We start from the raw sequence: 26481 nt of genomic DNA on the forward strand, positions 1-26481 counted from the left end.
TAAAAACACCTCAATTATTCAAATCGAGGTGAGTTTATAAGAACAAGGCTGTTATGATTAGACGGACAAAACCAGTTTTAATGTCATGAAAAACGTGACGAAGATATAAGCTTGGGTATTTCGAGATTTAGGTAGTCGACGAGTAATTGATGCGCAAGAGTTAAGCCATCACGTTTAGGATAGACAATATACGCATCAGAAGCCTCTAGCTCTTCACCCGGCAGAATTTGTACTATTTCGTTGTTCTTTAGTGCAGATTGAGCCAATAAAGCAGGAACATAACCTACCCCCATACCATCGATGATGGCTTTGAGGAGAGTATCATAGTTATTTGTCACTATTTTACGGTTTACTTTCACGCGACCCGTGTTTGTCTCCCAAAGGTCTTCCACCTCACCACTTGGCCAGCGATAGCAGGCACACGGCATCACAGATAGATCTTGAAGAACATTAGGAGGACCGTAACGCTCGATAAAGCCTGGGCTTGCGATGATTTTTTTGGTCGAAGTGGCAACTTTCTTCGCAATTAAGTCTGACGCACCTACCTCACCATAGTGAAGAGCGATGTCCAGACCAACACGATGAAAATCTTGATAACCGTTGTGGGTGTAATGAAGCTCAACTTCGATATCAGGGAATCTTGATTGAAACTCAGCTATCAAAGAGAGTATGCGGATGTCATTACTTGGTGGCATACCAAGTTTGACGCAACCACTTGGCGCGTTAGTGGCGGCTGTTAAGTTGTTCAGTGCTAGGGTCCACGCATCCACTACTCGCGAGGTGTCTTTATAAAATTGTTGCCCTAACGGGGTCAAACTCAAATGACGAGTAGAGCGATTGAATAGGATAATACCTAGCTCTGCTTCTAGTTCAGCAATGCGACGACTGACATTGGCTCTGGGTAGTTCTAATAACTTTGCTACAGCAGCAAAACTACCCAAATCAACCACTCGAATGAACAATTCTAAATTTTCGGTTCGCATTGCTAATTATTCCCCATCGACTTGAACCTATAAGTGCATGCTAGCACAGGTTATTTTCAACAACGACTAACCAGATCAATACATATAAGTGCTACTCTAAGTATGTTTAAGTTATGGGCTTAGGAAATTAGTAGGCAACGCATCACCTTAGATATAGGAAGCAAGGTGTAGCGAGTACCATATTTAACCTGCCAATTGATACGCAATCGCTCATATACCGTTGCAACTCACAATGGGCGTTTCTGAGCCTGAAGTGCCTGCTATAAAGGAGCTGTACAGAAGTACGTTTGAAAGTACGCCTGCGCATAAGTCTGCTGCATTGGCTTAAATCTGAGTGAGTAGGAGGTAGCACCACGTTAAGAGGCAAAGATTGTTAGCTATAATTTAAAGTGGCTCAGACTTGAGCTACTACAGCTAATAAATAAAAAATTATTGATTGTTCGCTGGAACAAAAGGTGACTAACTAACTCTAGCCCTGTTACAGGATTACTTCGGTTGACCCACTCCTAGGAGGGAATATGTTAAAGCGTACTTTCTTTTTTACTCTTATATCTTTTGTGTTGGTGTCTTTCGTGTCGGCGCATCATGGCTGGCGTTGGACGACGGGTAACAACATTGAACTAACCGGCATTATCGTCGAGCTTAAGCTGGGCAACCCGCATGGGGAGTTAACGGTAAAGTCTGAAGACGATATCTGGACGGTAGAAGTTGGCCAACCTTACCGCAATGATCGTGCTGGTTTAATGCCTGGTGATTTGGCCAAAGATGTTGAAGTAAAAATTGAGGGAGAACCTTCAGCCGATATAGAACAAAAATTAATGAAGGCGGAGCGTATTTGGATTGACGGTGTACTCTACGATCTTTATCCAAACCGTGATTAGAGCAGCGCGATGTTGGAAGCCTGGCTCGAGGCCTTAGCGCTAACGCCTGTCGCCCAGTGGGTTCGGTTTTCTCGTTGGAGTTATGCGGTAATCAATACCCTGCATGTTCTTGGTATCGCGCTGTTAGTAGGCGCGATCATCCCGTTAGATTTAAAACGCATCGGCCTGTGGCGGCGTATAACACTCGAACAGCTTGCTCATGTGCTCGTTCCTGTCGCCGTTAGCGGTTTCGTTATTGCGGTTATCTCAGGTGTGTTGCTTTTTATGGCTGGTCCAAGTGATTACTTCGCGCTAAGTATTTTTCTGTTCAAGTTGCTGTGCATCGCTTTCGCGGTGGCAAATGCGGTCAACTTTCATTGGCGTATGGGTTATGCCGTCCCGTTCAACCAGCAGCGCTTCGTCGGTTTTGTGTCGTTAATACTGTGGCTTTGCGTGTTAGTAGCAGGTCGATTTATCGCTTATGTCTAATGGTTGCGAACAAGTATCGGGGTCAGGTCTTGCCTTTTACCCCCCCATTAGCTGAAGTTTCCTAAGTCCAAAACTTTACCGGTCGATTTCGCATCAGCTATAACTCATTTTGAGGCAAAAGTAAGTTCATCACGCAGTGTGCGTGACACAACTTGCGTGATTGGTTTAAAACTCAAAAAGGGTCAGCAATAATTTACGAAACAGGCTGTTCCACAATTAGGTTCTAGAGTTTACCCAACAGCCTTTTGGTCACTTGGGTAGTGGTTTTTTCACGAAGTAAGCGGTATTGATTTCAGTCAACAGCCTAATGACTAAATTATTCTTATGGAAGTTTACTGCTGCCTAAACACGTTTAGGGGCAGAACCTTCTTAGCCCCTCTTCTGAACTAGCTCATTTCTGGACAAAAGTTTGCCAGCGAATCCCCTAAATTAGCGATTCATGAATAACACAGACATGGGAAGTCGCTTAACTCGGTGTGCAGGATCTGCTTGCAAGTTTTATTCAACCTGAACAAAACTAAAATTATAGCTTGTTGAAAAAGCATCCTGCTGGCATTTTAGGGTTAGCATAAATCCTGCCCCCTTATTTGAAGTAGAGGAAAAATCGAATAGAGCGGCTCGAGAAGCAATGCATGATGTCAAGTTTCCAAAACTAATCGGCGTTGTTACATCAGACGTCGCATCTGCTTTTAAATGAATCCTTGCGCCAGAAAAAGCCGACATTCCTTCAAAAATGAGCTTATTAGTATCTCGAAGGCAGAACCTACCCCTAGCCATACCTGATACAACGCCAGAACTGGCTAATCTCAAGTTTTCCTGATGTGTTACTGGCGCTAAAACTATATCATCGATAGAGCCAGAGACTAATTTCCACTCACCGAGTAGAGGGTTATGAACCATCAGGTTGTTATTAACGCTGTTCTCATCTAAGAATTCCCGAAGATAACCCGCCTTAACTAACATTGCGATTCCCATACTAGAGTGAACTTCAGTAATAATACCTGCCAACTCCTTGTTAGTGTTTAACGCTACGCCACCAGAGATACCTTCTTCAATAAACTTTCCATCAATTTCAGCACCGACTTCACGCCCTTTAAACTTTGTTGCAAGTAGTTTTGATTCTATATGTCGTAGATGTGGTTTACCTTGAGGAAACCCGATAGCTGTTAACTCTTCATGTATATCACACCGTAGAAAGTCATCCCTCATTGTAGACATTGGTATTGGCTGGTCTAATGGTGAATTGCTTTCGATAATATTTTCTGACACCCGCACAACAGCTAAATCATAGCGTGCACTCTCGAACAATAATTTGGCTGGATATTCAATACCATTGTGATTAAATACGGAAATACTATTTCGGTCGGTTAAAGTGTGCAGAGCCGTTACCAACAATACCTCTCCTTTTTCACTATGAACGGCTATCGCAGTACCATACTCTTGAGATTTTACATTCCCTCGGACTCTAAATAGGTAACTCTCAATGAGCTCCTCTTTAGTTGGTAAATAAAGGTTTGCTAAGGATAGGTTAGGAGTCATAAACAATATAATAAGAAAAAACTTAACGAGAACCTTATTCATGATTTATTCCCTTTAGAATGGAGATGGCTAATGCACTGACAGCGAAAATAGTATTTATAAGTAAAATTAGCATACTGTTACTACTTAAATAATTTAAAGCATCTGGAACTACTTGAGTTTTGCTTCCCGAAACTATTAAAGAAGATGCTACCCCTTCAAAAGCGAGTTTTATTTTTCCAGAATTCACAGAAAGGTTTGTTATAGTAAACTTATCATTTTCTTTTAACTGGATGTTTGCATTTCTGTATAGTTCCACTGACTTTCCATCGTATATGGATTCGATTTTTCCACCTACGACACCAACTCGCAGGTGCCCTTCTTGAACTTGATTAAATGACAGTGAACTAACTACAAAGGTATCAAGCTCAATTAACTCGAGGTCAGTCTTGGACCTAACCTTTATTTCCATACCGCCTTCACTAGGATGAAATGTAATAGGTAGTTTTGTATGTGAGAGTAATATCTCGTCATCGTCTAGTCGATTTGATTCATAATCACATGTTTCCACACAACCATTTCTTACTAACAGTTTTGTTTTCTTCTGTGGGATGGTTAAGTCAAACGTGGCTTCACGTTGTGTTACAGATATGTTAAGCGACCTACGGCTGATTCTAGAATTTTCCCTTGCTACTTCAAGGCTATAGGTCTCATTGGGGGTTATGGTTATTCCATTAAAACAAGCTTGCTTAAACCTTAAAATGGAGAGTGAAGAGTTCGGTAGTAGCTGAAGGTTATCGACAACGACACCATTATAACTATACGTACCTTTTGGAAAGACAGCTTCTCTATACCCACGAATTTCCACAGCATGATTACTACACTGCCGGTTTAACGCTAGTAGATTTGGTACACTTTCTAACGCTTGAAAAGAAACATATTCCGTTGTAATTGTTCCTCTAACATGCACTGGGACAATAACTTGAGTAAGAAGCACACTGATCAAGGTAACAGCAAGAAAGATAGAAATAATAAACCAATGAAACCTTGAAAGCACGAACCTCATTGCATAGTCCTTTGCGGTAGTACGAACGGGTACGTATAGATGTTATTGCCATCGGGCCACTCAATAGCTGCAATTAGCTTGAACTCCTGTAGTTGATGTTCTTTTGGTAATTCAAAAGAGATTGAAAAAATATAAGGCCCCCAAATATCTTTAATCAACCCCGTATCTATCTCTTTATCACCACTTAAAAGCGTCCAATTGATCTCTATAATATCGATGGGCGTGTGAAAATAATAAGTAATGGTATTAGATATACGGCGATTCTCGTTTACGCCAACTTCAGCTGGAAGACAATTACCATCATCTTGGTAAACAAGTATACCTAGTGTTTGGTTGGTAATAGACTTGGGTGCTAATACATCTGAAACTTTCCAATGGTTAAATGCCTGCCAACCATTTCCCCAATTCGTCTGCTTAGCCAACATACCGTATCGCTGAGTACTCCGCTTAAACTGTCGAGCGGTAACGTGTGTCTCTAACGCTTCATCGGGAACGTAAAACATTACGTTTAATTCGTCATTAGGGCTAAAGTTCGGTACAACACCAATATGGCACGCTATAACTCGAAAGCTTGAGCTCACTGTATAGTTAACGTCACCTTCCCATCGGTTACCGTGGTCATTTTCAGGTAATACGACATCGACAGTTGCCGAGGCAATCTTGGTAAATATAACGATTAAACAAGACGCTATCAGTAAAAGGTATCTGGTTCTCTTTTGTTGTATTAACATAGGTTTCATCACTTCGTCCTCGCTTTAAAACGTAACAGCCACAGTAATCACCTCTCTGATCCCCTATTTTGGGAGAACAGCCTCAAGCTGTTTAGCGGGGTGATGCTCTTAGCTACAAAGCATAGGTGTTGCGTTTAAAAAGCCATAAATGTCAGATAAAGTTTGAATCATTACAGCTAAACAACGACACCCTTAATTAAACGCACTACTTTACTTACCACTTCTTGACTAATTTGTGTTGTAGCCCTAAGCCTAGCAACTAATTGAGCGCAGTTTTCATTTCGCGCCGTTGATTCGTGAATAACATTTCTAAGCTCCAACAGTTCTTGCTCATCGTTTATCATGGGGATGAGAGCAGCTAAGTCTACGCTTGTTTTAACTAACAGTGCTTCCTGCTCTCTTGATAGTGAAAAATTTGTTTGTTCTGCAGCTTGGTTGCCTAACTCATCCATATCAGTCTCCTAATTTACTGTTCGCTTCGCTCAGCTTCTGGTTAAGCTTATTTGACTCTTCTGAGATCTTACTAAACGTTTTCGTGATGTCGTCGTTTAATCCTTCTAACCCAGCATTGTCCAATAGCCGTGTTTGCACATCTTCAACATCTTTAACACTCGCTAAATGAGCCGTGATAGTCGCATTATTTGCAAGCAACTGAGCATATGCAGCATTGACTTTAGCTATTAACTCTTGCTCTTGGCTATCAAGCGGAGCAATCAATTCCAGTCTTTTTTTTGCCAGTTGCTTTTGAACCTGTGTCGTCCAAACCATCAAAGTGTCAAATTTCTGAACTTCCTGGTAAGGCGATTTTGGGGTGACAAATTTCTTATTGAGCGGATCCCATACCACTTCTCCTTTAACCGTCTCTTCAAGCTTTCCGGTTTTGATAAAGATTTTCAGATACTCTTGGAGCCACACGGTTTGAATCCAATCTTCACGTTGCTTCCTAACCACTTGGAAATAGGATTGAACCAAAGTGATATGCGATTTTTGTGAGCTCAATAACTGCTGCTCCATACTGCTGGATAACGTCACAATCTCAGCAGGTAACTTTGTAGTGCAACCTGTAAGTGACACAAGGACAAACAATATGGCTAATAGTTTTTTCATTGAACGTAACCCCTTTTTCTCTCTGGAAAACGTAGAGCACTGCGAAAAGCACGCCCTAATCAATAGATTGACGCTTCTCTGCAACGACCTTTAATTTTTTTCTATAGACAGTAATTGAGTGATCTTTTAGTAAACTATTTGGGGCTCTACCTTTGATCCAAAGGGCTTTTAGACGGTAAAAAAGTGAAACATGATAAAGCAGTTGAACATCGTCATACGGTTCACTCTTGCAATTTGACAGGAATCGCATGTTGCCGGCATGTATGTATCGCCCAAACTTAGATGACAACCATTCACTCACTCTCGGGCCGATATTGGGTATCCAAGCAACTGACATAGCAAGCGCCCCGATTGCTACACCATTTGGTGGTAGCATAGTGACGCAGTCAGCCGCATTAACAACTCGATGCAATGGCGTTTTGACTTCTGATATCCATTCGTGATCGCCGACTCGCGGAGCACCAAATGTATAGCACGCAGCAATACCGCTTTTGAACTTCAATTTTTTAGCTGCGATTGTGGCAATTGCCCCACCTAAGCTGTGGCCTGTAATGAGTATTGGTTTGCCTTGATCTTCAATCTTCTTCAATTCAAGTTCGATATCGCTCTCAACTTGTTCATACGCCTGCTTAAAGCCAGTGTGAATAAACCCTTTGGTATCACATTTAGTTAATACGGCATTGGCATCCGATTTAATATCTCGGATACTCGTCGCTTCTGTCCCTCGAAATGACAGTACATAAAATTGATCAGTTTGCACCAAAATTGCCTGCGTCCCATTCTTATCAAATGTATTGATCAGTTTTGCATTGAGGTATGTTAAATCGTGATTGAGCTCTTTGAGTTCCTCGTGATGGTCATACGACAAACCTTGTACCAAAGAGATAAACTTGGCGGCTTTGCTCGAAGAATTATCGGAGACTAATTTCGACAACTCCTTTTCCACAAACTGTTGAAGGTCGACCCCCGGTATAAACTCATTAAAACGTTTATACGCAAGTTCAGACATACATGACATTAGCCAAGCAGTACGATCACTATATGCTTGACGGTAGGTAGGTGTTTTTCGTTTGAGTAACTCTTCCGTTCCTTCTTGATGAATATCTGTCATTACTCCACTCCTTGAATATACTATTCCTTAAACTAGTGCAGATGTATGTCTTTTTCTTTGCACAGACTCTCAATATCTACAGCTTAAATAGAGCAAGTCTAAAAAGACTGAGCTTGATCACTGAATCTGGAATTCGATATGAAACCTATACTATTTACATGCAGCTCAGTTGCTAACGAGTAGATAAACGAAAAATTTAGAGCCTGATCTTTTTTTGACTGTCATTAGTTAAAGCACTTTTAATATTTAAATATACAATTCTGTTTGAAGCACGTGCGGTGCAAACACACTGTGTGGAATTTTTGAGTTACAAGATGCCTTGCTATAAGTTTTTGTATAAAGGCGTGTTAGTACTGATGCGCCAGCACATCTTTGAACAATATTTTGTCGGTTATATTAATTAATTAGGATATAACTGATTAGGTGGGGTATTGGAAAATAATTCCCAATTAAGGTGTAAAGCTCTCAATGACTAAGCTTCCACATTGTAATTCAACGCAAAAAACCAACGCATAACAAAAATTATACGCGTGATAAATAACTCTTAAATTATCTGTTAGCCTCATTCATTTGACTCAGGTTCTGAATATTATTTTATGAGTTTTAAAATCAAATCCGCTCTCCGATCTTGGTCATTGATAGTCTCTATGAGGCGTTCTTTCTGAATTTTTTGATAGAAAGCCCGCATAGAGTCATTTGACTTTCGATATTGAACAAAAAACAATGCTGATACAGATTCAATTACTACGCCAGAAAAAACTGTATTAGTGGTTTATCAGGATTCTCAAATGAATACGATAGAAAAGCATACACGATAATGCAAAATTCGAAGGCGGCAGAAATTATACTGAACCAAAAACTAATTCTCGCTTGAGTAATAACCTCCGAATGATACTCCTCCATCTTATCTAAGGTGATGATTTCCTTTCGTCCTGCGGCTGCCTCAATTGCTAGCTCAACCCTTTGATCCTCATTTTTCTTAGCGGCTTTTTATCTCGATAAGAGCGGTATGACTTCGTAAGACGCTTAAATTGTATGACAATAAAGAATGCGATTGCCCAAATTAAGCCTCCAACAACAGCTAACCCAAATAAATCGTCATTAATCTGTATTTTCATTTTTCTAGATCTATAGAATAGTCAAAAATAAGATGTAGCACTGGATTGTATGGCAGCCTAACGCCTTGCCAACGGACGGTAACGCAATACTGCCCGACTAAAGATCTGTGCCCTAGACACTAAGACCGCTTGATATGACAGTTACCAAGCGTTAGGAGTCCCTATTAAGCAATTTATAGGAGCATAGCACTTACTAGACGGAATCTATTCGAGTTTGCATTCCGTTCATATTGTTGGCACAAATTAGAGAACATCAACTGATGTCAATCAATTGTGTGAATTGAGAGAGACTCTCGGAATAGAACTAAAATAAGTACCATAAATACGGATTAGATTAATTTGGTCTATTGTGGCGCTCACAGAACAGTTGGTCGGTTGGGCTAAGAAGTTTTGGGGCGAATTAGCTGATGTATGAGAAAGTAACACTTAGCTAAGGGACCAAAATAGTCGCTATAATGGCGTAAGCCACGCCATATTTTGGTCCCCTTGAGCGCTTTATTATAAGCCTATTCAACCCGCAGGAGCGTGCACGTAAAAGTAAAACTTCTATCTTCGGTTGAATTGTAATGAATACTTTTAACACCTGTTAAAACCATATTCTGCGGACAATTAAAATTCTGTTCTGCATCATACGAACTTGCTTGGCTTACATGTTTGTTGCCAAAGATTAAACTTTGGTTGGTTTTTTTATAAGGGATTTCATATCCATGTTCTTTTAAGCGAGTATCAATTTTTTGTACTATTTGCTCACTTAAGAAGTTCCAACCCAAAACTCCTGCAACAAAAGCTCCAACAATTGCAGATAAGATTCCTATAATTGCCTTGTCCATGAATTCTCCTTGTTTTTACAGGCTTATAACGTCGCATCCAGCGGCTTGTCCGCTGCGTTGGTTTGTTAGACACTATTACCATAAAAAACTTGCCAAAGACCATTTAACCATTCCCAAAATCTCGGACGGTAAAATGCTCTGCCGCCTGATAAAGTGAAGCAATTTCCTTTGGCAATAGTGAGAGAACCGACTTTTTCAGAGCTGACCCCGCAAGGTTAACCCCTTTATTATCAATAAATCCCCATGTTGGATCAGTATCATTAGCCGACTCTGCATATCGAAATAGCGACTCAAAGAACACTTCTACCCTTGGTATAGCTTTGTCAGACTTCATTTCTTCCAGTCTACATGAAATTACGGATGAGTAATCAATATCTATCCGTCCACGACCATCTAGAGATACATTTAGTAAAACTAATTCAACATCTCCACCATATTTCCAAGCATAGTCGCTTTCTAACTCCATTCGAAAATTATCGAACCGTTGATTGCTTTACGCACAATCTCCGTTAGGCATTCCAGGTAGTTGCACTTCGACTTCATAAACTGGGTCACCATTACTCGCAGTACCGTTTCAATAACCTGCAACGTGCATGTCCATATGATCACCAGACCTGTAATGCCAGTAGCCAAGATAGGGTAGAATTTCTAATTTAACGAAAGGCGAATCAGGGCGAGCAAAAGTGTTTCCACTAGCGTTCATCCCAAACACTTTTTCCTAGAGAATCCAAAAATTGCTACAGTAGCCATATATTTTTCCAGATCTTTTGGTAATCCTAAGACGCTTCTGTCCCCGAGCGAGCCTGATTACGAGTTACTAAATGTCCCGCTAAGAAGGTTTTGGACAGAAGCTTGTTAGAGTTATCAAGATTAATGGCTTCGGAATATCGAGAGTAGCGAGTGACACTAGTCTGATGTTTACTGTCACGTTTCCATAAATGTCGCAGTTATTAAATTAAATCAGGGACAATCGAGGTAACACTTGAGGAACTAAGTCTTACATAGCTTTTAGCTAGCTTATTACCATAGCTGATATCAGTTATCAGAATAATCAATTTCGCACCTGTTGATATATTAAGCAATAATCCCTTTGTGGTTAACTAAATGGAGTGATAGTTGACTTTACTTGATTTCTAGGACTAATTCCGAGGTTGTGAGTTGGTTTGTAAGGTAAGAATAGTGATAAAACGAATTATATTTCCAATGGTAATATTTGGCATATCATTTCCATCTTGGTCAAATGACATATATCAATACACTAATCCTGAGAGTGGGAAAATATATGAGTTGCCAAAAGAATGTGCCAATGAACAATTTTCATATGCGCCTAATGGCAATTTAATATGTAATGAGACATCATACATTTCTATCTCTGGAAATGATACTTACTCATTTTTTAATACAGAGAGCGGTAAAACATATGAGCTTCCCAAAAGTTGTGCTAACGAGCAATTCACATATACAGAAAATGAGAATCTAATTTGTGATAATAAGTCCTATTTTCCTACGAGTGATTTTGGGCCTAGAGATTATTCTAAAGCGGAAAAGGTTGAAGTCGCAGATGATAGTGATGACGGTTGGAGCTACCCACTCTTGAGTTTGACAGGAGCTATCGTAGGTGTGGCAGCTGACCTAGCAATTGAAACTGAAGAAGAAAGAGCTGAAATGTATAAAGGTAAAGCAATTACAGAATGTATCGAGTGGGATTATGATGGTAATTGTATAACGACAGCAACAACACAGTATTAGATTTTGGGGATTATTAATGTATAAAAATATCCTAATTTTCGTACTTATGCTGATTGCATCGTCTCTGAGTATACCTGCTTATTCAAAATGGGTTAGTTATGAGCCTAACACTGTAACTTTAACTGAAACACTCCAACAAGAAATGCGAACAGGAGAGATAGGAAAGGCACGGTTTTTTATGATAGAGGGAAGTATAGTTTATATAACAGAGTCATCTTCTGCAAAATCTATATGCCAGAAGTATCCTGATGTTACTGATTCATCTCCGATAGAAGTTGAAGGGATTAATATTCCTGCTACTTCATTTTGTAGTGGGAATAATATAGCGACATATATTGAAGGTGAAGCTGGCAAGTGGGTAATGGCAAGGCTCTGGAAGCAAAATAGTGTTGTGATTGATGGTTGGGAAGTAAGTGCAGAAGGTTTTCAAAACGCAGTTCGGTCATCTGTACAATAGATTGTAAATGTATACACATATATTGAATTTAGCAGTTAGGGGGATTGGTGGAAGCCAGTATCCCTTTTGTCGTAAATAGGAATTGGGTTTCAGAGTTGCTCTTGGGGTTATTAACTGAGAAAGGGAAAATAAAAAGTCAAAGGAGGTTATGATGATTTACTTTCCTCCTCTTAGCTGTGTTTACTTGATTTAGTACAGAGTTCAGTATTCTTGAAACCATCCCCACATAGCGAGTGATCTGCTGCGCAATATCTTTACCCTTAACTGGAAATCAATACATATTAGAAACATCTGGGATATTTTCCTCAGTGAAATTCACGAAGGGACAGAAATGAATCAACGAGTAAGGATTTCTTACCTGTTGCTAGCACGTTTTGGGGCAAAACCTTGTTACAAGCTTCAAGCAATCTCCATCCTTCGGATAACTTTTAGTATCCAAAAATGACGAGCGCTACCTCTCAATGATAGGCCGCGTTTGAAAAGCCTTAAACAAATTGGATAAACTTAGAAGCCAGATATTAGTTTGACATAGTAGAAAAAATTTATTATTTTCAGAAACTTAAACGGATCGTTAATTACTAAAAGGAGGCCATCATGACTTATTTAGTAAAATGGAAATTTCGTATTTTTGCCTCAGCGGATAGAATCCGCCGCTCAGCGTAACTAACTGATTTAGCAACTATAGCTAGATCTGCGCTCAACGGTACTTGTAACTAACGTATTCGTGTCCCTTGTCGGCCGCGAAACACTGCGGCTAGTGCTGGGAGCATACCATTCAACATTCTACTCCTTGATACTAGCCTCCATCTCTATATGGAGACATACGCTACCGTGTATGTAGTTTAGTTAATGACTTCTCAATCACTTTCAAAGCAAATTTTAACAATTGCGATCCCTGTATCATTAAAGCTATTTCTTGATATGGCAATGATCCTTATCGATCTTTTCATGATAGGTCAGCTAGGTAGTGCCGAGCTAACGGCTGTTGGTATGGGCTTAGTGTTACTCGCTGGCTCAATCGGTGTTTTAGATAACCTATTTGCCACCGGCGGAGGCATACTTGTCGCTCGTCTTACTGGCGCGAAACGAGAACAATGCGCTGCTAATGTCCTCGGCGGGATGTTTCTCATCGCTTTGCCCTTATACCTTATCGGTACATTGGCGATCCCGTTTGTCGCTGATTTGTATTTGCTATTCCACACAACGGCTGAAGTCGCTGTACTTGGCGATTTGTACTTTGGTACGTTAGTAGCGGGATCCATTTTCATCTATCTTGATGTTTTACTATTTACCTATTTTGTTTCAACGGGCAACAGCAAGCTGCCGATGAAAATAAAAATAGCGAGTCTAGGGCTGAACGTTGTTTTCAATTACCTGTTCATCTTTGGCAACGCTGGCGCACCCGCTATGGGAATTAAAGGGGCAGCATTAGGAACGATTGTTGCGACGAGCTTTAATGTCGCTCTCTATTTAATTGTAATAAAGCAGTCTTTTACGCATGTGATACAACTAAGGCATTCTCTCACACATCTGAAGGACATCCTTAAACTTGGCGTTCCTTCTGTTGTCGAAAACTTCACATTCCAGATAAGCTGGCTGTTTATCATCTCTCTCATTAACAGCTATGCCGCCTCAGCCGCGGCAGGCTTTCAAATTGGGTATAGAGTTGAGAGCATAGCTTTCTTACCTGGACTTGGGACTGCTGCCGCGGCTGCTACTCTCGTTAGTCGATTTGTCGGCGCAAACAGATCAAGAGATATTGATAGTGTTACCTCTGTCACTGCGACGCTAACGTGTCTATTCATGGGAGGCGTAGGCGGACTGATGGCTATCATCCCAGAATCGTTCGCCAGCCTCTTTACCAATGAGCTCAGCGTCATCAATGACGCCGCAACCTATATACGGATTATCGGTTTAGCTCAAATTCCATTAGGGCTACAGTTCGTATATACCGCGTCATTAAGAGGTCTTGGCGACGTATCCAAAACAGCCATAATTAAGGTCGTATTACTATGGCTAAATATTGTCATTCCGAGTTCAGTGATTGCTCATCTCGGATTAGACGTCATCTGGCTATTCACTGTGATAGCACTCGCCAATGTCATTGATGCAGCGGTGTTTATAACTCGGTTTAAACGCTTACGAGCCCAATCGAAGATGGCAACAATGTACAGTGCCGTTGGCTAATCATCATTGGGGAGCATATTTTCTAAGAAGCGCTCCCCATTTTTTATAATGGCTCGTCGCGTTAAAGAAGCGGTTTCAATGGAGGATAAGTCACAACGAGGCATTTGTAAGTTGCACTACTCTTTACCTAACTCTTCAAATCACTCTTATAAGCAAAACTCGATGTATCAACTCTTGAAATGTATGAAATAAACTCTCGCCCCAACAAACTCGTGGAAGACTTCAACCCTCGTTGCTGTTGCTTTGTGTTGCTTTTAGGTTGTACATAATACTGCTCATCACTAACTGGTGAACCGTACTTTCCATATACCAATTGATTTTGTTCTAGCTTTAGCCATGCAGAGCGGCACCAATCATATTCATCGCAGTATTTGGAGTATGCTCTTGGAACAACCGCAGCAGGACTACAATTGTGGGCGTCCAGAGGTATGTTCCCATGTTTTTCAATCCACGCAATAGGATTGTTGACCAGTGATAAAATCTCAATATGTATAAGACCAAACTCATCCACTAAAGACATGAAGTGGTGCGTTTTATCATATGAATCATTTTTGATTAGGCCATTGAGCAAGCAGTGTTTTAGAGCTTGAAGCTTTACCTCTTGGTGTGTTTTGATAGCAAATTGGCATGCTTGAATAAGTAGTGAAAAGTTTTCTTCGGAATCCAGGAAGGCAGACAAGCTTAGGCTGTTGCTTTCGATAAGCTCATTTATTGCAGTGGTTACCTGAGCTCGCCACTCATTTCTCCTTTTTTCAACAGGGTTTTCTGTAAGTCGATTAAGTACTACTGACCCCATTGGAACCAAGGAGCAAGCTCCTTCGACTAGGGCAAATATTTTATCTTCTGACGATTCGTCTAGAGGCGATATTAGATCTTTATCTATCTTTTTTTCGGATAGGTCTTGCAAATTAGTAGATGGAACGACTTTGTTACCCGTTGTCATACTAAAACCCTTTACCAAGCCAGAAACTAACTTATGTTTATCGCATTAGTTTGGCTATGGCAATACTTGAACACGCGATATGCATTATGAACATGGCTAGATTGAAATGGGGCAAAACTTACTTATTCAAGAGTCCAGTATTGCCGGAGCAGATCATAAGCTTTCAATCTCGACAAAAACATCTAGCGAAAGCACTACAAACCCTATCCTTTTTACCCCTTTAAAGTGCAATTGTGTCACAACAAATCTCCTCAACTGGTACTAAGTTTCCTCAGGTTTTACAAGTAACGTTATTACGTAATTAATCAATAAGTTGGAGTGTTCAATGAAGAGGCAATTCACAATCCCTACCTCACTATTATGTGCTTTCAGTTTGGTCGCATGTAATGGCTCAAGTAACAAAGGTACCCCCGTCGATGCCGATACGGTTTTCTATAACGGTCAGATAATCACTATGGACAGCAATGAGACAACCGCATCATCACTCGCTGTGAAAGAAGGGAAAATTGTTGGTCTTAATGTACCCGTTTCTAACTATAGCGCCTCTGATGTCGAACTAATTAACCTCGACAACCAAACTATCGTTCCCGGATTTATCGATGCTCATGGCCATTTTTCCATGGTTGCACAAAGTATCAATTACGCTAACCTCGCTCCTTCTCCTGTTGGAGAAAGTGACTCTATTCCATTGCTCGTCCAATCGATGCAAGAGTTTTGGGAGGACAGAGAATTGGCTGAAGGGCAATGGCTGGTTGGCACAGGTTATGACGACTCTCTTCTTGCAGAACAGACACACCCAACAAGGTACGACTTAGATCAAGTCAGTACTGAAGTTCCAATAGTCATTGTCCACGTATCGTTCCACCTAGCCGTTGTTAATAGTAAAGCGCTTGAATTGCTTGAAATTGATGAGAGCACCATTGACCCAGAAGGAGGCAAAATTGTCCGTGTTGAAGGGACAAATATACCTAATGGCGTGCTCGAAGAAACTGCCATGTATCTGGCGATGGGCGGGCTGGAATCTGCACCTCAAACACCTGAAAGTACGATTGAGGCGTTCAATTTAGCGCAAGAGTATTATGCTAGTTTTGGGATTACCACGATTCAAGACGGAGCCGCCTCGCCTGCATCTGTTCGTCTATACGAATCACTGGGAAACAATGATGTTCTTTATCTTGATATCGCAGCTTACCCAACTTGGGATGCTTATACGATACTAGGGATTGAAGGTTACGAAACCTCTCGAGAATACACCAATAATTTTCGTATCGCGGGTGTGAAAATGATATTGGATGGCTCTCCACAAGGTAAAACCGCGTTCATGACCCAGCCGTACCTCAACCCACCAGCGGGAGAATCGAACGATTATGTCGGATATTCAACGCTAACCAAAACATTTTTAGAGCAAAAACTACGAGGTTACTTAGACTCTGGTACACAGTTTATCATCCATACCAATGGCGATGCTTCCGTTGATATGTTATTGGATACTTTAGATGGCATTACAGTGGAATCAGATGATTTTGAATCTATTCGCCCTGTGTCTATTCACTCACAAACATCCCGAGACGACCAACTTAAGCGGATGGTTGAATACAATATGATACCCTCATTCTTCTCTGCCCATACCTACTTTTGGGGGGATTGGCACCGAGACGAAGTGTTCGGCCTTGAACGCGCACAACGAATCAGTCCAACTCGATCCGCTTCTAATTTCGAGATTCCATATACCACTCACAACGATTCGCCTGTTGTCGACCCTGATATAATTCGCTTAATTTATAACACAGTAAATCGGGTGACTCGTTCTGGGCAAACACTTGGGGACGCGCAAAAGGCAACGCCTTACGAGGCTTTAGCCTCTGTAACAAAAAACGCGGCTTATCAATACTTTGAAGACGATACCAAAGGGACCCTTGAGCTTGGCAAAATTGCAGATTTGGTCATTTTAACCGACAACCCATTGACCATTTCACCTGAAAAAATCAATCAAATTAAGGTCGTTAAAACCTACAAAAATGGTGTGAATGTCTACCAGCAATAACGAACAGACACATCTATCAAGCCGGTTCTTATCAAACTAAGCTGCTTTAACAACGCTCATTGTATAATGAGCGTTGTCTTCGTATAAAAAGCAGCATTGAATGCGCCCAATGATTTAACCCTCCACCAGCAGTTCAACGGTAAGACGTGATTTTTATCGGCAGTATTATGATAAAAAATGTATCCCATTAGCTTACCAGTTTCACGTTATTGTTAGGTTTAACTAGAAAGGTTGAGGCATTTCCGAGTTAGCGCTAGCCCAATCACACATCTTTATCTCTCTTTTGTCCCAAAGCTTAGTTCTGTAAAACGTTTTTGGACATTTCTGTGTCAGTGACATTGCTAATTTAGCAATCAATGAATTAGTTTAGATATGGAAAATCAACTGATTATGTGTGTTGCTTCGCATACCAAATTCCGAAACCAATGACCATTACTAGCTCAACAGCAACCCACATCCAATGCCTTGGTACGGAACCATCAAGGAAAATACCCATTACGCGCGAAATTAGCGCCCCTAATGTTAATGTCATACCGAGTGCAGCAACAGTAAACAGATATGGGGTAATTTGATGATGAAAGATGAGCAGCATGCCTGTCCCCATTAGAAAGCCCCACCGGACTCTTCTTTCAACAGCTTGGAAGGCATCCTCAGGGATGGGTTTATTACTAACTAGCTCAGGGTTATAGCTCAGTATCCCCCCTAGTAATAAAATGATAACACCCACCACCTGTAAAACTATTTTACTGTCCATAAATATCCTTAAACGTACTTAACGCAATGCTCCTGTATTATCGTTTAATATTTTATTCCTGTTAGTTCTTCAGATAGCGTCCAAAGCTTTCGGGCAACATCGACATCATGTGACTGCTTGCTTGATTCTACCTTAATGGGTGCGCCATGTAGTTCAAAGAAATCCTGCGGGCCGAAGAAATCACCCGAAGATGCACTTTCGTCTATTGCAGCTCGTAGTGTTGGTAGTGCTCCCATTTCTTTACTCTGGCCGAAAAAGATATTTAAGAATTTCACCACGCCACGCTGAAGTTCCGATGTCGTCCATCCCGGATGAGCTGCTGTAACCATAGGGTTGTCACCTTCTGATTCAAGCCGTCTTTTCAGCTCATAGGCAAAGTAGAGATTCGCCAGTTTGCTATCTGCGTACGCCGTAAAGTTACTGTATTTTCGCTTTTCCCAGTTCAGATCATCCAAATCGATCTTCGACGCCTTATGTGCGCCAGCAGAAACTACCACCACACGGGAGTTTGGTGTTTTCTTGAGAGTCTCGAGTAGATGGCCGACCAATGCAAAGTGACCTAGATGATTCGTCCCCATCAGAATTTCAAATCCGTCATCAGTCTTGGCATAGGGGCACGCTACTCCTGCGTTGTTGACCAGTAAATCAAGTCTGTCGAAAGTTGCTAAAAGCTGTGAACTAAACGCTTGAATTGAGCTAAGACTGGAAAGGTCCAACTGCATAACCGAAATGTCGGTGTCAGGATAGTTTGCTCGAATTTCCGCTGCTACCTTCTCACCTTTTGATACATTTCTAACCGCAAGTACTACCGTCGATTGTTTTTGCGCTAGCACCTTAGCAGTTTCCTTGCCGATCCCGCTGGTTGATCCAGTCACAACTGAAATCCTGCCTTTTTGAGTAGGTATGTCGTCAGCACTCCAAGGTTTACTTGCCATGAACTTTATTCCTCATATTTTATGATGGTTTAGCTATTTCGAAACAAGGCCTTGAGCACAATGCAGTTACATTCGAAGGGCTTCGTAATCGATAGAGCAATCATAAGAGACATGACCAAAAGTAGCAGTGCACAAAACTGCAAGAATTGTATACGAAATAACGAATCGAACCGCTCCGAAGTTTTGTATACACTTCACGTCAATTTGTGCACTGAACTTTCTGTTCAACTAAACCATAATATGAATCAGAGCGAGGTAGATGCCGCTAGAGGATCAGCGATAAGGTTAAACAATGAAAAAATTCCACTTTGATACCATTAAACAACTCAATGCTGTTCTTGGTATACGCCCACCAGAGCGCCCTTTAGTTGATGTAATGAAACTAGATCCAAACAGTGATGACAATCAATTACTCAGCGGTGAGAGCATTTCACTCACCACCAGCTTCTACGCGATATCGTTCAAACACATCACGTCAGGCGAAGTCATGTACGGCCGTACCCAATACGATTGTTCAAATGGGACAGTGCTGTTTATTGCTCCCGGTCAAGAGCTGACCGCCAGCGGTATAATCATTGACTCCGTTGCTCGCACCATCTGCTTTCACCCCGATTATATCCGTGGTCACAAGCTGCAAGACGAACTTAAGCAATATCAATTTTTCAATTATTCGGTTAACGAGGCTCTACACCTTTCACCAAAAGAAGAGCAACATATGGTCGCGATGTTTGATGCGCTTGAGGCAGAAAACAACATGAGCCTAGATGCCTTTAGTAAAGAGCTCATTTTATCGCAAATCAGTACCTTATTGATGTACGCCAATCGCTATTACCACCGCCAATTTATGATGCGTAAAGAGGCTGACACCTCAATATACGATCGGTTTTCAAAGCTTTTAGAGGCTCGCTTAGACGCTATCATTCAAGAATCTGCCACAATCCCTGAAGTAGAAGAGCTGGCGCAAAGCATGAATATGACCAGTCGATACCTAAGCGATGCCCTGAAAGCTGAAACAGGTAAAACAACGAAGGATTGGATTCATTATGCTCTGATTGATAAGTCAAAAGATCGCTTACTCTCTAGTAAGGATTCCGTGGCGACCATTGCCTACAGTTTAGGCTTTGAATACCCACAATATTTTTCCAGACTATTCAAAAACAAAGTTGGGGTGACTCCTTCAGAGTATCGATTACAGAATGCCCGCCATTAATAGTGCAGCTTGAGAGTAATATGCAATATGAATTCTAATGGTTAGGAAATGTCTATCTGGCTCACTTTGGGGCAGAAGCTTGTCAGTGATATTACTAATTTAGCAAAGTACGAAAAACGTTGATTAACCTCTAACCTATATCTCGGGTAGACGTTTTTTTAGGTTGCAGTCACAGAAGCGTCATTAGCAAGAAAATCAATATTAACAGTGATATATAATGATAGTAGTTATCATTATCATATTGAAACACCAATTATTACACTATTACGGTTGGCTTTGTCGGTAGTGCTGTTTCTGGTGGGCTGGCTCCGATAATGGGGGCTGGAACATAGGGTGCTCTAGCTACTGGAGGTGTTCGGATCTCCGTTAGTGATGGGTGTAACAGTTGTCATCGCTAAAAAATAAACAGTGGTTAATTTTTAGAATCAAGAGGTACCAAATTGGCTGAGTTTATGGACAAAATGGTAAAAGAAAGCCTACTGACTTGTGCATTAATCATGGTAGGGGTGGGAGTTTCCGAAGGTAGCTTCTCAAATGGCTTATTATCTCCTGAAGCCCTCAGAGTTTATATGTTAACCATGATATTTACACCCATTCACGCATTGTTAGTCATCGGGTTTAAGCGGTTACTTTCAAAATAATTTTTTCTTCATCTAAGGTTATCAGCTGACAACTTGGTATTCTCCATGGCCAGTTTCAGTAGCATTTATGAGCTGTTGAAGAACTTTGAAATTCATTGAAGGGGACCTAAGTCATACGAACGCTAACTTTCTCGCCTTTTGCATATAGGTCGTTGCAATAATCATTGACTCTTTCCTCAATAGGGCTCTTTTGCAAATAAGTCTCTACCGAAGCGTAATCACACAAGTACCTATCCTACATAGCACTATAAATTTGTCCATTGAGTAGTTAAATTTATCGCAGGACTTGAAAGAGAAGAATCGACGCCAATTCGAAGACTTAAGTCTCTCGCTCTAAACTCATTTTTGGACATTTTTGAGTTAGCCCTAATACCACCAAAACGTCTCTGGACATAAAGTGCAGTGGCCAAATTCACTATGCCAGTACAGTAGTACCCACCTAGTTCATACACACCATTAATACACCAGAAATCCTATATAGAGAGGTAAATTTCTAGTGAATTGGGTATCCATTAAATACCCTCAAAGTGATATTTGAGAACTAACTCGCAAGGTCTAAGGCAAGCACTCAAACCTTTCGTAAAATATGCTTCAATCTTGAATACACCAAAAGCACTCCATATAGATAGTTTTTATGCCCTGACCACTATATGTGTAATTTCACACTCAAATATGTAAAAGCACCAGCTTGCTAAGCGCTGACTTTAGCAAAAGCTTCGGTGAGGTACCCTATCACTATAAATTCAACAAACTGATTTAAGAGATCAATCATGTTAAGTCATCAAATAGATACATCAGTCCCATTCGTAACCTTTGAGGTATACAGCTTGCAAACAGGTATGCCCCTCAACACAGTCAAAGATTACGCACGTCGTGGAAAAATCATCATTAAAACCAAAGACCGTCCAGGCGAGAAACCTTTGGTTAATATGGTAGCGATGAGAGAAATTGCCGCTAGAGAAGCATTAGAAAAGTTGGGTTAATAAACGACCTTCTTATAAAGCATTGATGCTCTGAAGTTTTCGTTCGTAAACACCAGTATTTACAGTAATAAGAGAAACTCTAGCCAAATTACAAAATTTCAACATTCAAATACGCGTAGAAATAGATTATGACCATAAAAAAAGTCGGAGATAATAAGCAGAAGCCATGGCTTCTAGATGCATATCCCTATGGTAGAGATAAAAAGCGGGTAAGGAAACGTTTTGCAACCAAAGGTGAGGCCGTTCAATATGAAAAGTACTTACTTGAGCAAGTAAATGGAAAAACCTCGCTCGCCAATAAATCTGAACGTCGTCAACTCAATGAAATTGTTCATACATGGCACAGTTTGTATGGTTCAACACTCGCGAATGAGGGGCCGATTTACAGCAAAATGATAAAGATGGCACATGCTATGGGGAACCCCACTGCAAGTACCTTTAATGCCAAACTATTTGCTGATTTCCGCGCAAAGCGTCAGCGCGGCGAGATTATTTTTACAGATGACCGTTGGAATAAAGGTGCACCTAGCGTTTCTACGCTCAACTCTGAGCTGCGCCGATTCAAAGGGATATTTAATAAAATGAGCGAACTTGGAGAATGGCACGGACCAAATCCTTTAGACGGGATAAAACCTTTTAAAGAACACGAAACCGAGATGGGGTATCTCACCGACGATCAATTAATAGAGTTAATTGAGCATGTACAAGTACATAAACTAACAGACATGTATAAAATTATGGTCGTATGCTTGTCGACCGGTGCTCGATGGAACGAAGCAGCAAAATTAAAACGAACTCAATTAAAAGTATCTGTGGATAAGAATTCTGGAAAAAAAACCTTCATGGTTAGTTTCATTAAAACCAAAAGTAAAAAAAATCGCTCCATCCCTATCTCAGAAGAGGTCTATCAACTGATAAGTGAAGGAACATCAGCGCATTTGTTTGAAGAAGATTGTTATCACTCTTTTCGTTACATTCTAAACAACAAGCTGGCTCTTGGTCTCCCGAGAGGACAAGCAACACATGTATTGAGACACACATTTGCAAGTCACTTTATGATGAACGGCGGCAGCATTTTAGTTCTCAGAGATATCCTTGGACATTCTGATATTACAATGACCATGCGCTACGCACATTTTGCTCCCGATCATTTAACAGATGCTATTACTTTCAACCCTATTTCTAATCTGTAAGCCTCGAAATTTCCATTTCCCTGCCGACACTTTGCCGACACTTGCCAATTTTAACCAAAAAAAAGAGCCGCTAAAGCGGCTCTTTTTAGCTCGGAATTTCCGAAGTATTCAAGATTTACTCTTTACCGAACACGTTGTTCTCTTGCTCTTGTACACGGATGAACGTTGTACGCTTCGTCAGCTCTTTAAGCTGCGCTGCGCCTACGTATGTACAAGTTGAACGTACGCCACCTAGGATGTCAGAGATGGTGTTATGAACGCTACCACGGTATGGCAATAGTACGGTTTTTCCTTCAGCTGCGCGGTATTTTGCAACACCACCAGAGTGCTTCGCCATCGCTGATTCTGAAGACATTCCGTAGAACTTCATGAATTGCTTGCCGTCTTGCTCGACTACTTCGCCGCCAGACTCAGTGTGACCTGCTAGCATGCCGCCAAGCATAACGAAGTCAGCGCCGCCGCCAAATGCTTTAGAAACGTCACCCGCACATGCACAGCCGCCGTCACCGATGATGCGACCACCAAGGCCGTGTGCAGCGTCTGCACATTCGATGATTGCAGAAAGTTGTGGGTAACCAACACCTGTTTTAACGCGAGTAGTACATACAGAACCTGGGCCGATGCCTACTTTAACGATGTCTGCACCAGCTAGGATTAGTTCTTCAACCATATCGCCAGTCACTACGTTGCCTGCAGAGATAACCTTGTTAGGGAATTCAGCACGTACGCGTTGTACATACTCAACAAGGTGTTCAGAGTAACCGTTCGCGATATCGATACAGATGAAGGTAAACTCTTCGCTAAGTGCCATGATTTGCTTAGTTTTTTCAAACTCAGCATCAGAAGTACCAGTAGAAACAAATACGTTGTTTAGCGTTTTCTTATCCGCTGTGTTTGCAAACTCTGCCCACTGCTCAACAGTGTAGTGTTTGTGAACAGCTGTCATTACATCATGTTCAGCTAGCGCTGCAGCCATTTCGAAGCTTGCTACAGAGTCCATGTTTGCTGCAATTACAGGAACACCAGACCATTGACGACCACTATGCTTGAATGTAAAATCGCGGGTTAAATTTACTTGAGAACGACTTTTTAGAGTAGAACGCTTAGGGCGGAATAGTACATCTTTAAAGCCTAACTTAAGTTCTTGTTCGATACGCATTGTTGCATTTCCTTGATTCAATAGATGATGTGCCAATTACAATGCAGGTCGTGCTTTGGCAGAAGCGTTGACCATTCTTCGGACACAAAAAAACCGGAGCGTTGGCAGACGCTCCGGTTTTCAGCATTATAGAGCCAGATAATTTTGTCGCAAGACTGATTATTCATTTTTTTTTGTGCTACTATCTTGAAACTTGCAAATCTGCGCCTTGCCTAATCTCACTTATCTCTATAAATCAACAACTTAAAAAACCTCAACTCTCGACCTTCTCAGTTAAACGTCTCTTACTACGCCTTGATTTGGTGATATAGCTCACTTTCTTACTATAAAAGCACGTATTTTCCGCCTATAACCACACTCTTTCTATTGCGTTTTTTTGTCAAAAATGTGTTTTTTGCGTGCATAAATTCAAACTATTGATGCTTTGTCGCTGTTGGCGGTTCAAAAGTAATTCGCAGTCAGTATCAACGTAGAGTCTGCAAGACTTAGAATTTTGAAAGCTAGCATCACCTCAGTTTATGGGAAGGTGGCAATTTATTCATACTACCTATAACACTGATAAATAAAGAAAATATAATAGTTACTTACATTTCCCTTACATAACTATTCAGGCAGAATGGTATACCTCGGTCTAGTATTAGCAATGCTAAATATTCATAGTTATAGAGGTCTTAATGCAACGTCGAATTGTTTTCCTTCTTTCTACCCTCTCCACTACTGCCTTAGCTATTCCTTATCCTTTACCCACTGCGCCAGATGCTACAGGCGAGCAATTTATGGTTAGTGCCACCAATCAGTATGTCACTAGCACGGGTTATTCAATCTTAAAACAAGGTGGAAATGCCATCGATGCCATGGTGGCCATGCAAATGGTTATGTCCGTTGTTGAACCGGATATGACTGGAATTGGTGGTGGCACATTTGCTTTATATTACGACAAAACTACCAACTCATTTATCGCCTATGACGGGCGTGATACCGCTCCTTCTAGCGCTACTCCTGATATGTTCCTAAATGAGGACGGCAAAGCTATTCCTAGAAATGACATTTTAGGCCCTCGCTCGGTGGCGATTCCCGGCACTTTAAAGCTGCTTTATTCAACACATCAAAAACACGGAAAACTCGAGTGGGCGGAGCTGGTCGAACCCGCTATCGACTATGCCCAGAATGGTTATGCCATGAATAGCTATACCTACGATATTCTGGTACGCGAGCAATCTCGCTTAGAAAGTGATCCCGAACTCAATGCACTGTATTGGATCGGTGATGATATCAAGCCCACAGGCTCTATGATCACTAATCCAGATTTAGCCAACACCTTAAAGCTCATTGCTAAGCACGGTGATAGCTATATGTATAACGGTCCTCTGGGCGAGCACATAGTAGAGACCGTCAATGCAAGGCTCGGTGATGATCAACACAAGCTCAGCATGAAAGATTTTAATAATTACCAAATGGTAGAGCGAGATATTGTTCAATCTACGTATCGTGGCCACGATATCGTTTCTTTTGGTTATCCAGCCTCCGGAGGGGTGTTAGTTGCACAAACATTGGAGATGCTAGAGCCGTATAAAATCAATGAAATGCATCACACAGAGGCAGAGCCATGGAGGCTAATGACGGAGGCAATGAGGTTAGCGAAAGAAGACCGCATCGCCTATGCCGGAGACCCTAGCTATGTATCTGCTCCTGTGGAGAAACTCCTTGATCAAAACTATCTTGCTGAGCGTGGCAAGCTGATTCCTAAGCAAGGCTCCATGAGCCAAAGCGAAGTAAAACCAGGGGATATCAGTCAAAAGAGTCTAGCCAATGTTGAAGGATTTGAGAGCCAAGATACCGGTCATATTTCCATTGTCGATGCAGAGGGCAATGCTATTGCCATGACCAGTACTGTCGGCACAGGTATGGGCTCAGGAGTGATGGTGGATGGAGTACTTCTCAATGCTCAGATGGCAAATTTTTCTTCAGTTCCAGAGATTGAAGGCAAAGCCGTTCAAAATTCAATTATGGCCGGAAAACGGCCTCGCTCTGCAATAACACCTTTGATGGTTATGGAGCCAAATGGTAGCCTCAAACTGGTTGTGGGTAGTCCTGGTAGTTCGCAGATCCCTGGATATGTTCTCAAAACTATCGTAGGTGTGATCGATTGGGATCTATCCGCTCAGTCCGCGATCGACTTACCTAACATCCAGTACGGAACTAAGATCGACCGCACCAAGCCAACTAACCCGACAGGTCTTTTGGTTGAAAAGCGCACCTATGCTGAAATACTGGTCCCTGAATTTACTGAGATGGGCTACGAGGTTCATGTCATTCCGGTAGTTAGCGGCTTAAACGCGATTGAAGTAAACAATGGTAAGCTTTATGGAGCAACAGATCGTAGACGCGCCTCTACATCGTTAGGCGACTAGTT

25 protein-coding genes are annotated in these 26481 nt (G+C 41.3%); 10 read left to right on the forward strand and 15 right to left on the reverse strand.

What is annotated here, in order from left to right; translation table 11 throughout:
• Positions 1-83: 83 nt before the first annotated feature.
• Complete coding sequence (locus OCU46_RS14610) at positions 84-983, reverse strand: LysR family transcriptional regulator (protein ID WP_141272938.1); 900 nt, start codon at positions 981-983, stop codon at positions 84-86.
• Positions 984-1501: 518 nt separating this feature from the next.
• On the opposite strand from OCU46_RS14610, the gene OCU46_RS14615 reads away from it, so the two are divergent.
• Together OCU46_RS14615 and OCU46_RS14620 are read left to right on the forward strand one after the other, a co-directional pair.
• Positions 1502-1864: a hypothetical protein gene (locus OCU46_RS14615; protein WP_141272936.1), complete on the forward strand. Its 363-nt coding sequence runs from the start codon at positions 1502-1504 to the stop codon at positions 1862-1864.
• Between the two features lie 9 nt (positions 1865-1873).
• The gene (locus OCU46_RS14620; RefSeq protein ID WP_208733573.1) at positions 1874-2332 is read left to right on the forward strand and encodes a hypothetical protein; all 459 of its coding nucleotides are present in this window, start codon (positions 1874-1876) and stop codon (positions 2330-2332) included.
• A 498-nt stretch (positions 2333-2830) separates the two neighbouring features.
• On the opposite strand, the gene OCU46_RS14625 is transcribed toward OCU46_RS14620, so the two are convergent.
• From OCU46_RS14625 to OCU46_RS14665, 10 genes are all read right to left on the reverse strand, one after another.
• Positions 2831-3913 carry a S1 family peptidase gene (locus OCU46_RS14625; protein WP_141272934.1) on the reverse strand — a complete coding sequence of 361 codons (1083 nt, stop codon included), beginning with the start codon at positions 3911-3913 and terminating at the stop codon, positions 2831-2833.
• Positions 3906-4916: a hypothetical protein gene (locus OCU46_RS14630; protein WP_141272932.1), complete on the reverse strand. Its 1011-nt coding sequence runs from the start codon at positions 4914-4916 to the stop codon at positions 3906-3908. Before OCU46_RS14630 ends, OCU46_RS14625 begins: the two co-directional genes overlap by 8 nt.
• Positions 4913-5656 carry a hypothetical protein gene (locus tag OCU46_RS14635; RefSeq protein ID WP_141272930.1) on the reverse strand — a complete coding sequence of 248 codons (744 nt, stop codon included), beginning with the start codon at positions 5654-5656 and terminating at the stop codon, positions 4913-4915. The genes OCU46_RS14630 and OCU46_RS14635 overlap by 4 nt, the downstream gene beginning before the upstream one ends.
• Before the next feature lie 167 nt (positions 5657-5823).
• On the reverse strand, positions 5824-6099 hold the full coding sequence (locus OCU46_RS14640) for a hypothetical protein (RefSeq protein WP_141272928.1): 276 nt from the start codon (positions 6097-6099) through the stop codon (positions 5824-5826).
• A 1-nt stretch (position 6100) separates the two neighbouring features.
• The gene (locus OCU46_RS14645) at positions 6101-6754 is read right to left on the reverse strand and encodes a hypothetical protein (RefSeq protein WP_141272926.1); all 654 of its coding nucleotides are present in this window, start codon (positions 6752-6754) and stop codon (positions 6101-6103) included.
• Between the two features lie 55 nt (positions 6755-6809).
• Entirely contained in the window at positions 6810-7865 is a 1056-nt protein-coding gene (locus OCU46_RS14650) for a lipase family protein (RefSeq protein WP_141272925.1), read from the reverse strand.
• 589 nt (positions 7866-8454) lie between these two features.
• On the reverse strand, positions 8455-8607 hold the full coding sequence (locus OCU46_RS20255) for a hypothetical protein (RefSeq protein WP_420918553.1): 153 nt from the start codon (positions 8605-8607) through the stop codon (positions 8455-8457).
• A 2-nt stretch (positions 8608-8609) separates the two neighbouring features.
• On the reverse strand, positions 8610-8768 hold the full coding sequence (locus OCU46_RS20260) for a TRADD-N-associated membrane domain-containing protein (RefSeq protein WP_371858853.1): 159 nt from the start codon (positions 8766-8768) through the stop codon (positions 8610-8612).
• 721 nt (positions 8769-9489) lie between these two features.
• Positions 9490-9813: a hypothetical protein gene (locus OCU46_RS14660; RefSeq protein ID WP_141272921.1), complete on the reverse strand. Its 324-nt coding sequence runs from the start codon at positions 9811-9813 to the stop codon at positions 9490-9492.
• A 103-nt stretch (positions 9814-9916) separates the two neighbouring features.
• The gene (locus OCU46_RS14665) at positions 9917-10279 is read right to left on the reverse strand and encodes a hypothetical protein (RefSeq protein WP_141272919.1); all 363 of its coding nucleotides are present in this window, start codon (positions 10277-10279) and stop codon (positions 9917-9919) included.
• Positions 10280-10992: 713 nt separating this feature from the next.
• Between OCU46_RS14665 and OCU46_RS14670 the strand changes: the two genes are divergently transcribed.
• The 3 genes from OCU46_RS14670 to OCU46_RS14680 all read left to right on the forward strand — a co-directional run bounded on the left by OCU46_RS14670 (position 10993) and on the right by OCU46_RS14680 (position 14206).
• Entirely contained in the window at positions 10993-11562 is a 570-nt protein-coding gene (locus OCU46_RS14670; RefSeq protein ID WP_141272917.1) for a hypothetical protein, read from the forward strand.
• A 16-nt stretch (positions 11563-11578) separates the two neighbouring features.
• Positions 11579-12019 carry a hypothetical protein gene (locus OCU46_RS14675; protein ID WP_141272915.1) on the forward strand — a complete coding sequence of 147 codons (441 nt, stop codon included), beginning with the start codon at positions 11579-11581 and terminating at the stop codon, positions 12017-12019.
• Between the two features lie 849 nt (positions 12020-12868).
• Positions 12869-14206, forward strand: coding sequence for an MATE family efflux transporter (locus OCU46_RS14680; protein WP_141272913.1), 1338 nt, complete (start codon positions 12869-12871; stop codon positions 14204-14206).
• A gap of 127 nt (positions 14207-14333) precedes the next feature.
• On the opposite strand, the gene OCU46_RS14685 is transcribed toward OCU46_RS14680, so the two are convergent.
• Entirely contained in the window at positions 14334-15149 is an 816-nt protein-coding gene (locus OCU46_RS14685) for a hypothetical protein (protein WP_141272911.1), read from the reverse strand.
• A gap of 325 nt (positions 15150-15474) precedes the next feature.
• Between OCU46_RS14685 and OCU46_RS14690 the strand changes: the two genes are divergently transcribed.
• A complete protein-coding gene (locus tag OCU46_RS14690; RefSeq protein ID WP_141272909.1) occupies positions 15475-17193 on the forward strand; it encodes an amidohydrolase in 1719 nt (572 codons plus the stop codon).
• Positions 17194-17581: 388 nt separating this feature from the next.
• Here the strand turns inward: OCU46_RS14690 and OCU46_RS14695 are convergent, their stop codons facing one another.
• Both OCU46_RS14695 and OCU46_RS14700 read right to left on the reverse strand, forming a co-directional pair.
• Positions 17582-17947, reverse strand: a complete 366-nt coding sequence (locus OCU46_RS14695) for a hypothetical protein (protein WP_141272907.1) — start codon at positions 17945-17947, stop codon at positions 17582-17584.
• Positions 17948-17991: 44 nt separating this feature from the next.
• Positions 17992-18822: an oxidoreductase gene (locus OCU46_RS14700; protein WP_244311452.1), complete on the reverse strand. Its 831-nt coding sequence runs from the start codon at positions 18820-18822 to the stop codon at positions 17992-17994.
• Between the two features lie 352 nt (positions 18823-19174).
• Here OCU46_RS14700 and OCU46_RS14705 point away from each other — a divergent pair, with 352 nt between their 5' ends.
• The 3 genes from OCU46_RS14705 (at position 19175) to OCU46_RS14715 (ending at position 22909) form a co-directional block, all read left to right on the forward strand.
• Positions 19175-20092, forward strand: coding sequence for a helix-turn-helix domain-containing protein (locus tag OCU46_RS14705; protein WP_141272903.1), 918 nt, complete (start codon positions 19175-19177; stop codon positions 20090-20092).
• Positions 20093-21503: 1411 nt separating this feature from the next.
• Positions 21504-21716, forward strand: a complete 213-nt coding sequence (locus tag OCU46_RS14710) for a hypothetical protein (RefSeq protein WP_141272901.1) — start codon at positions 21504-21506, stop codon at positions 21714-21716.
• Between the two features lie 128 nt (positions 21717-21844).
• On the forward strand, positions 21845-22909 hold the full coding sequence (locus OCU46_RS14715) for a phage integrase (RefSeq protein WP_141272899.1): 1065 nt from the start codon (positions 21845-21847) through the stop codon (positions 22907-22909).
• A 115-nt stretch (positions 22910-23024) separates the two neighbouring features.
• Here the strand turns inward: OCU46_RS14715 and OCU46_RS14720 are convergent, their stop codons facing one another.
• Positions 23025-24068, reverse strand: coding sequence for a GMP reductase (locus OCU46_RS14720; protein WP_141272897.1), 1044 nt, complete (start codon positions 24066-24068; stop codon positions 23025-23027).
• Positions 24069-24742: 674 nt separating this feature from the next.
• Here OCU46_RS14720 and ggt point away from each other — a divergent pair.
• Positions 24743-26479 carry a gamma-glutamyltransferase gene (gene ggt / locus OCU46_RS14725; protein ID WP_141272895.1) on the forward strand — a complete coding sequence of 579 codons (1737 nt, stop codon included), beginning with the start codon at positions 24743-24745 and terminating at the stop codon, positions 26477-26479.
• Positions 26480-26481 lie beyond the last annotated feature (2 nt).

The organism is Vibrio comitans (assembly GCA_024346835.1).
GTDB classification, from domain to species: domain Bacteria; phylum Pseudomonadota; class Gammaproteobacteria; order Enterobacterales; family Vibrionaceae; genus Vibrio; species Vibrio comitans.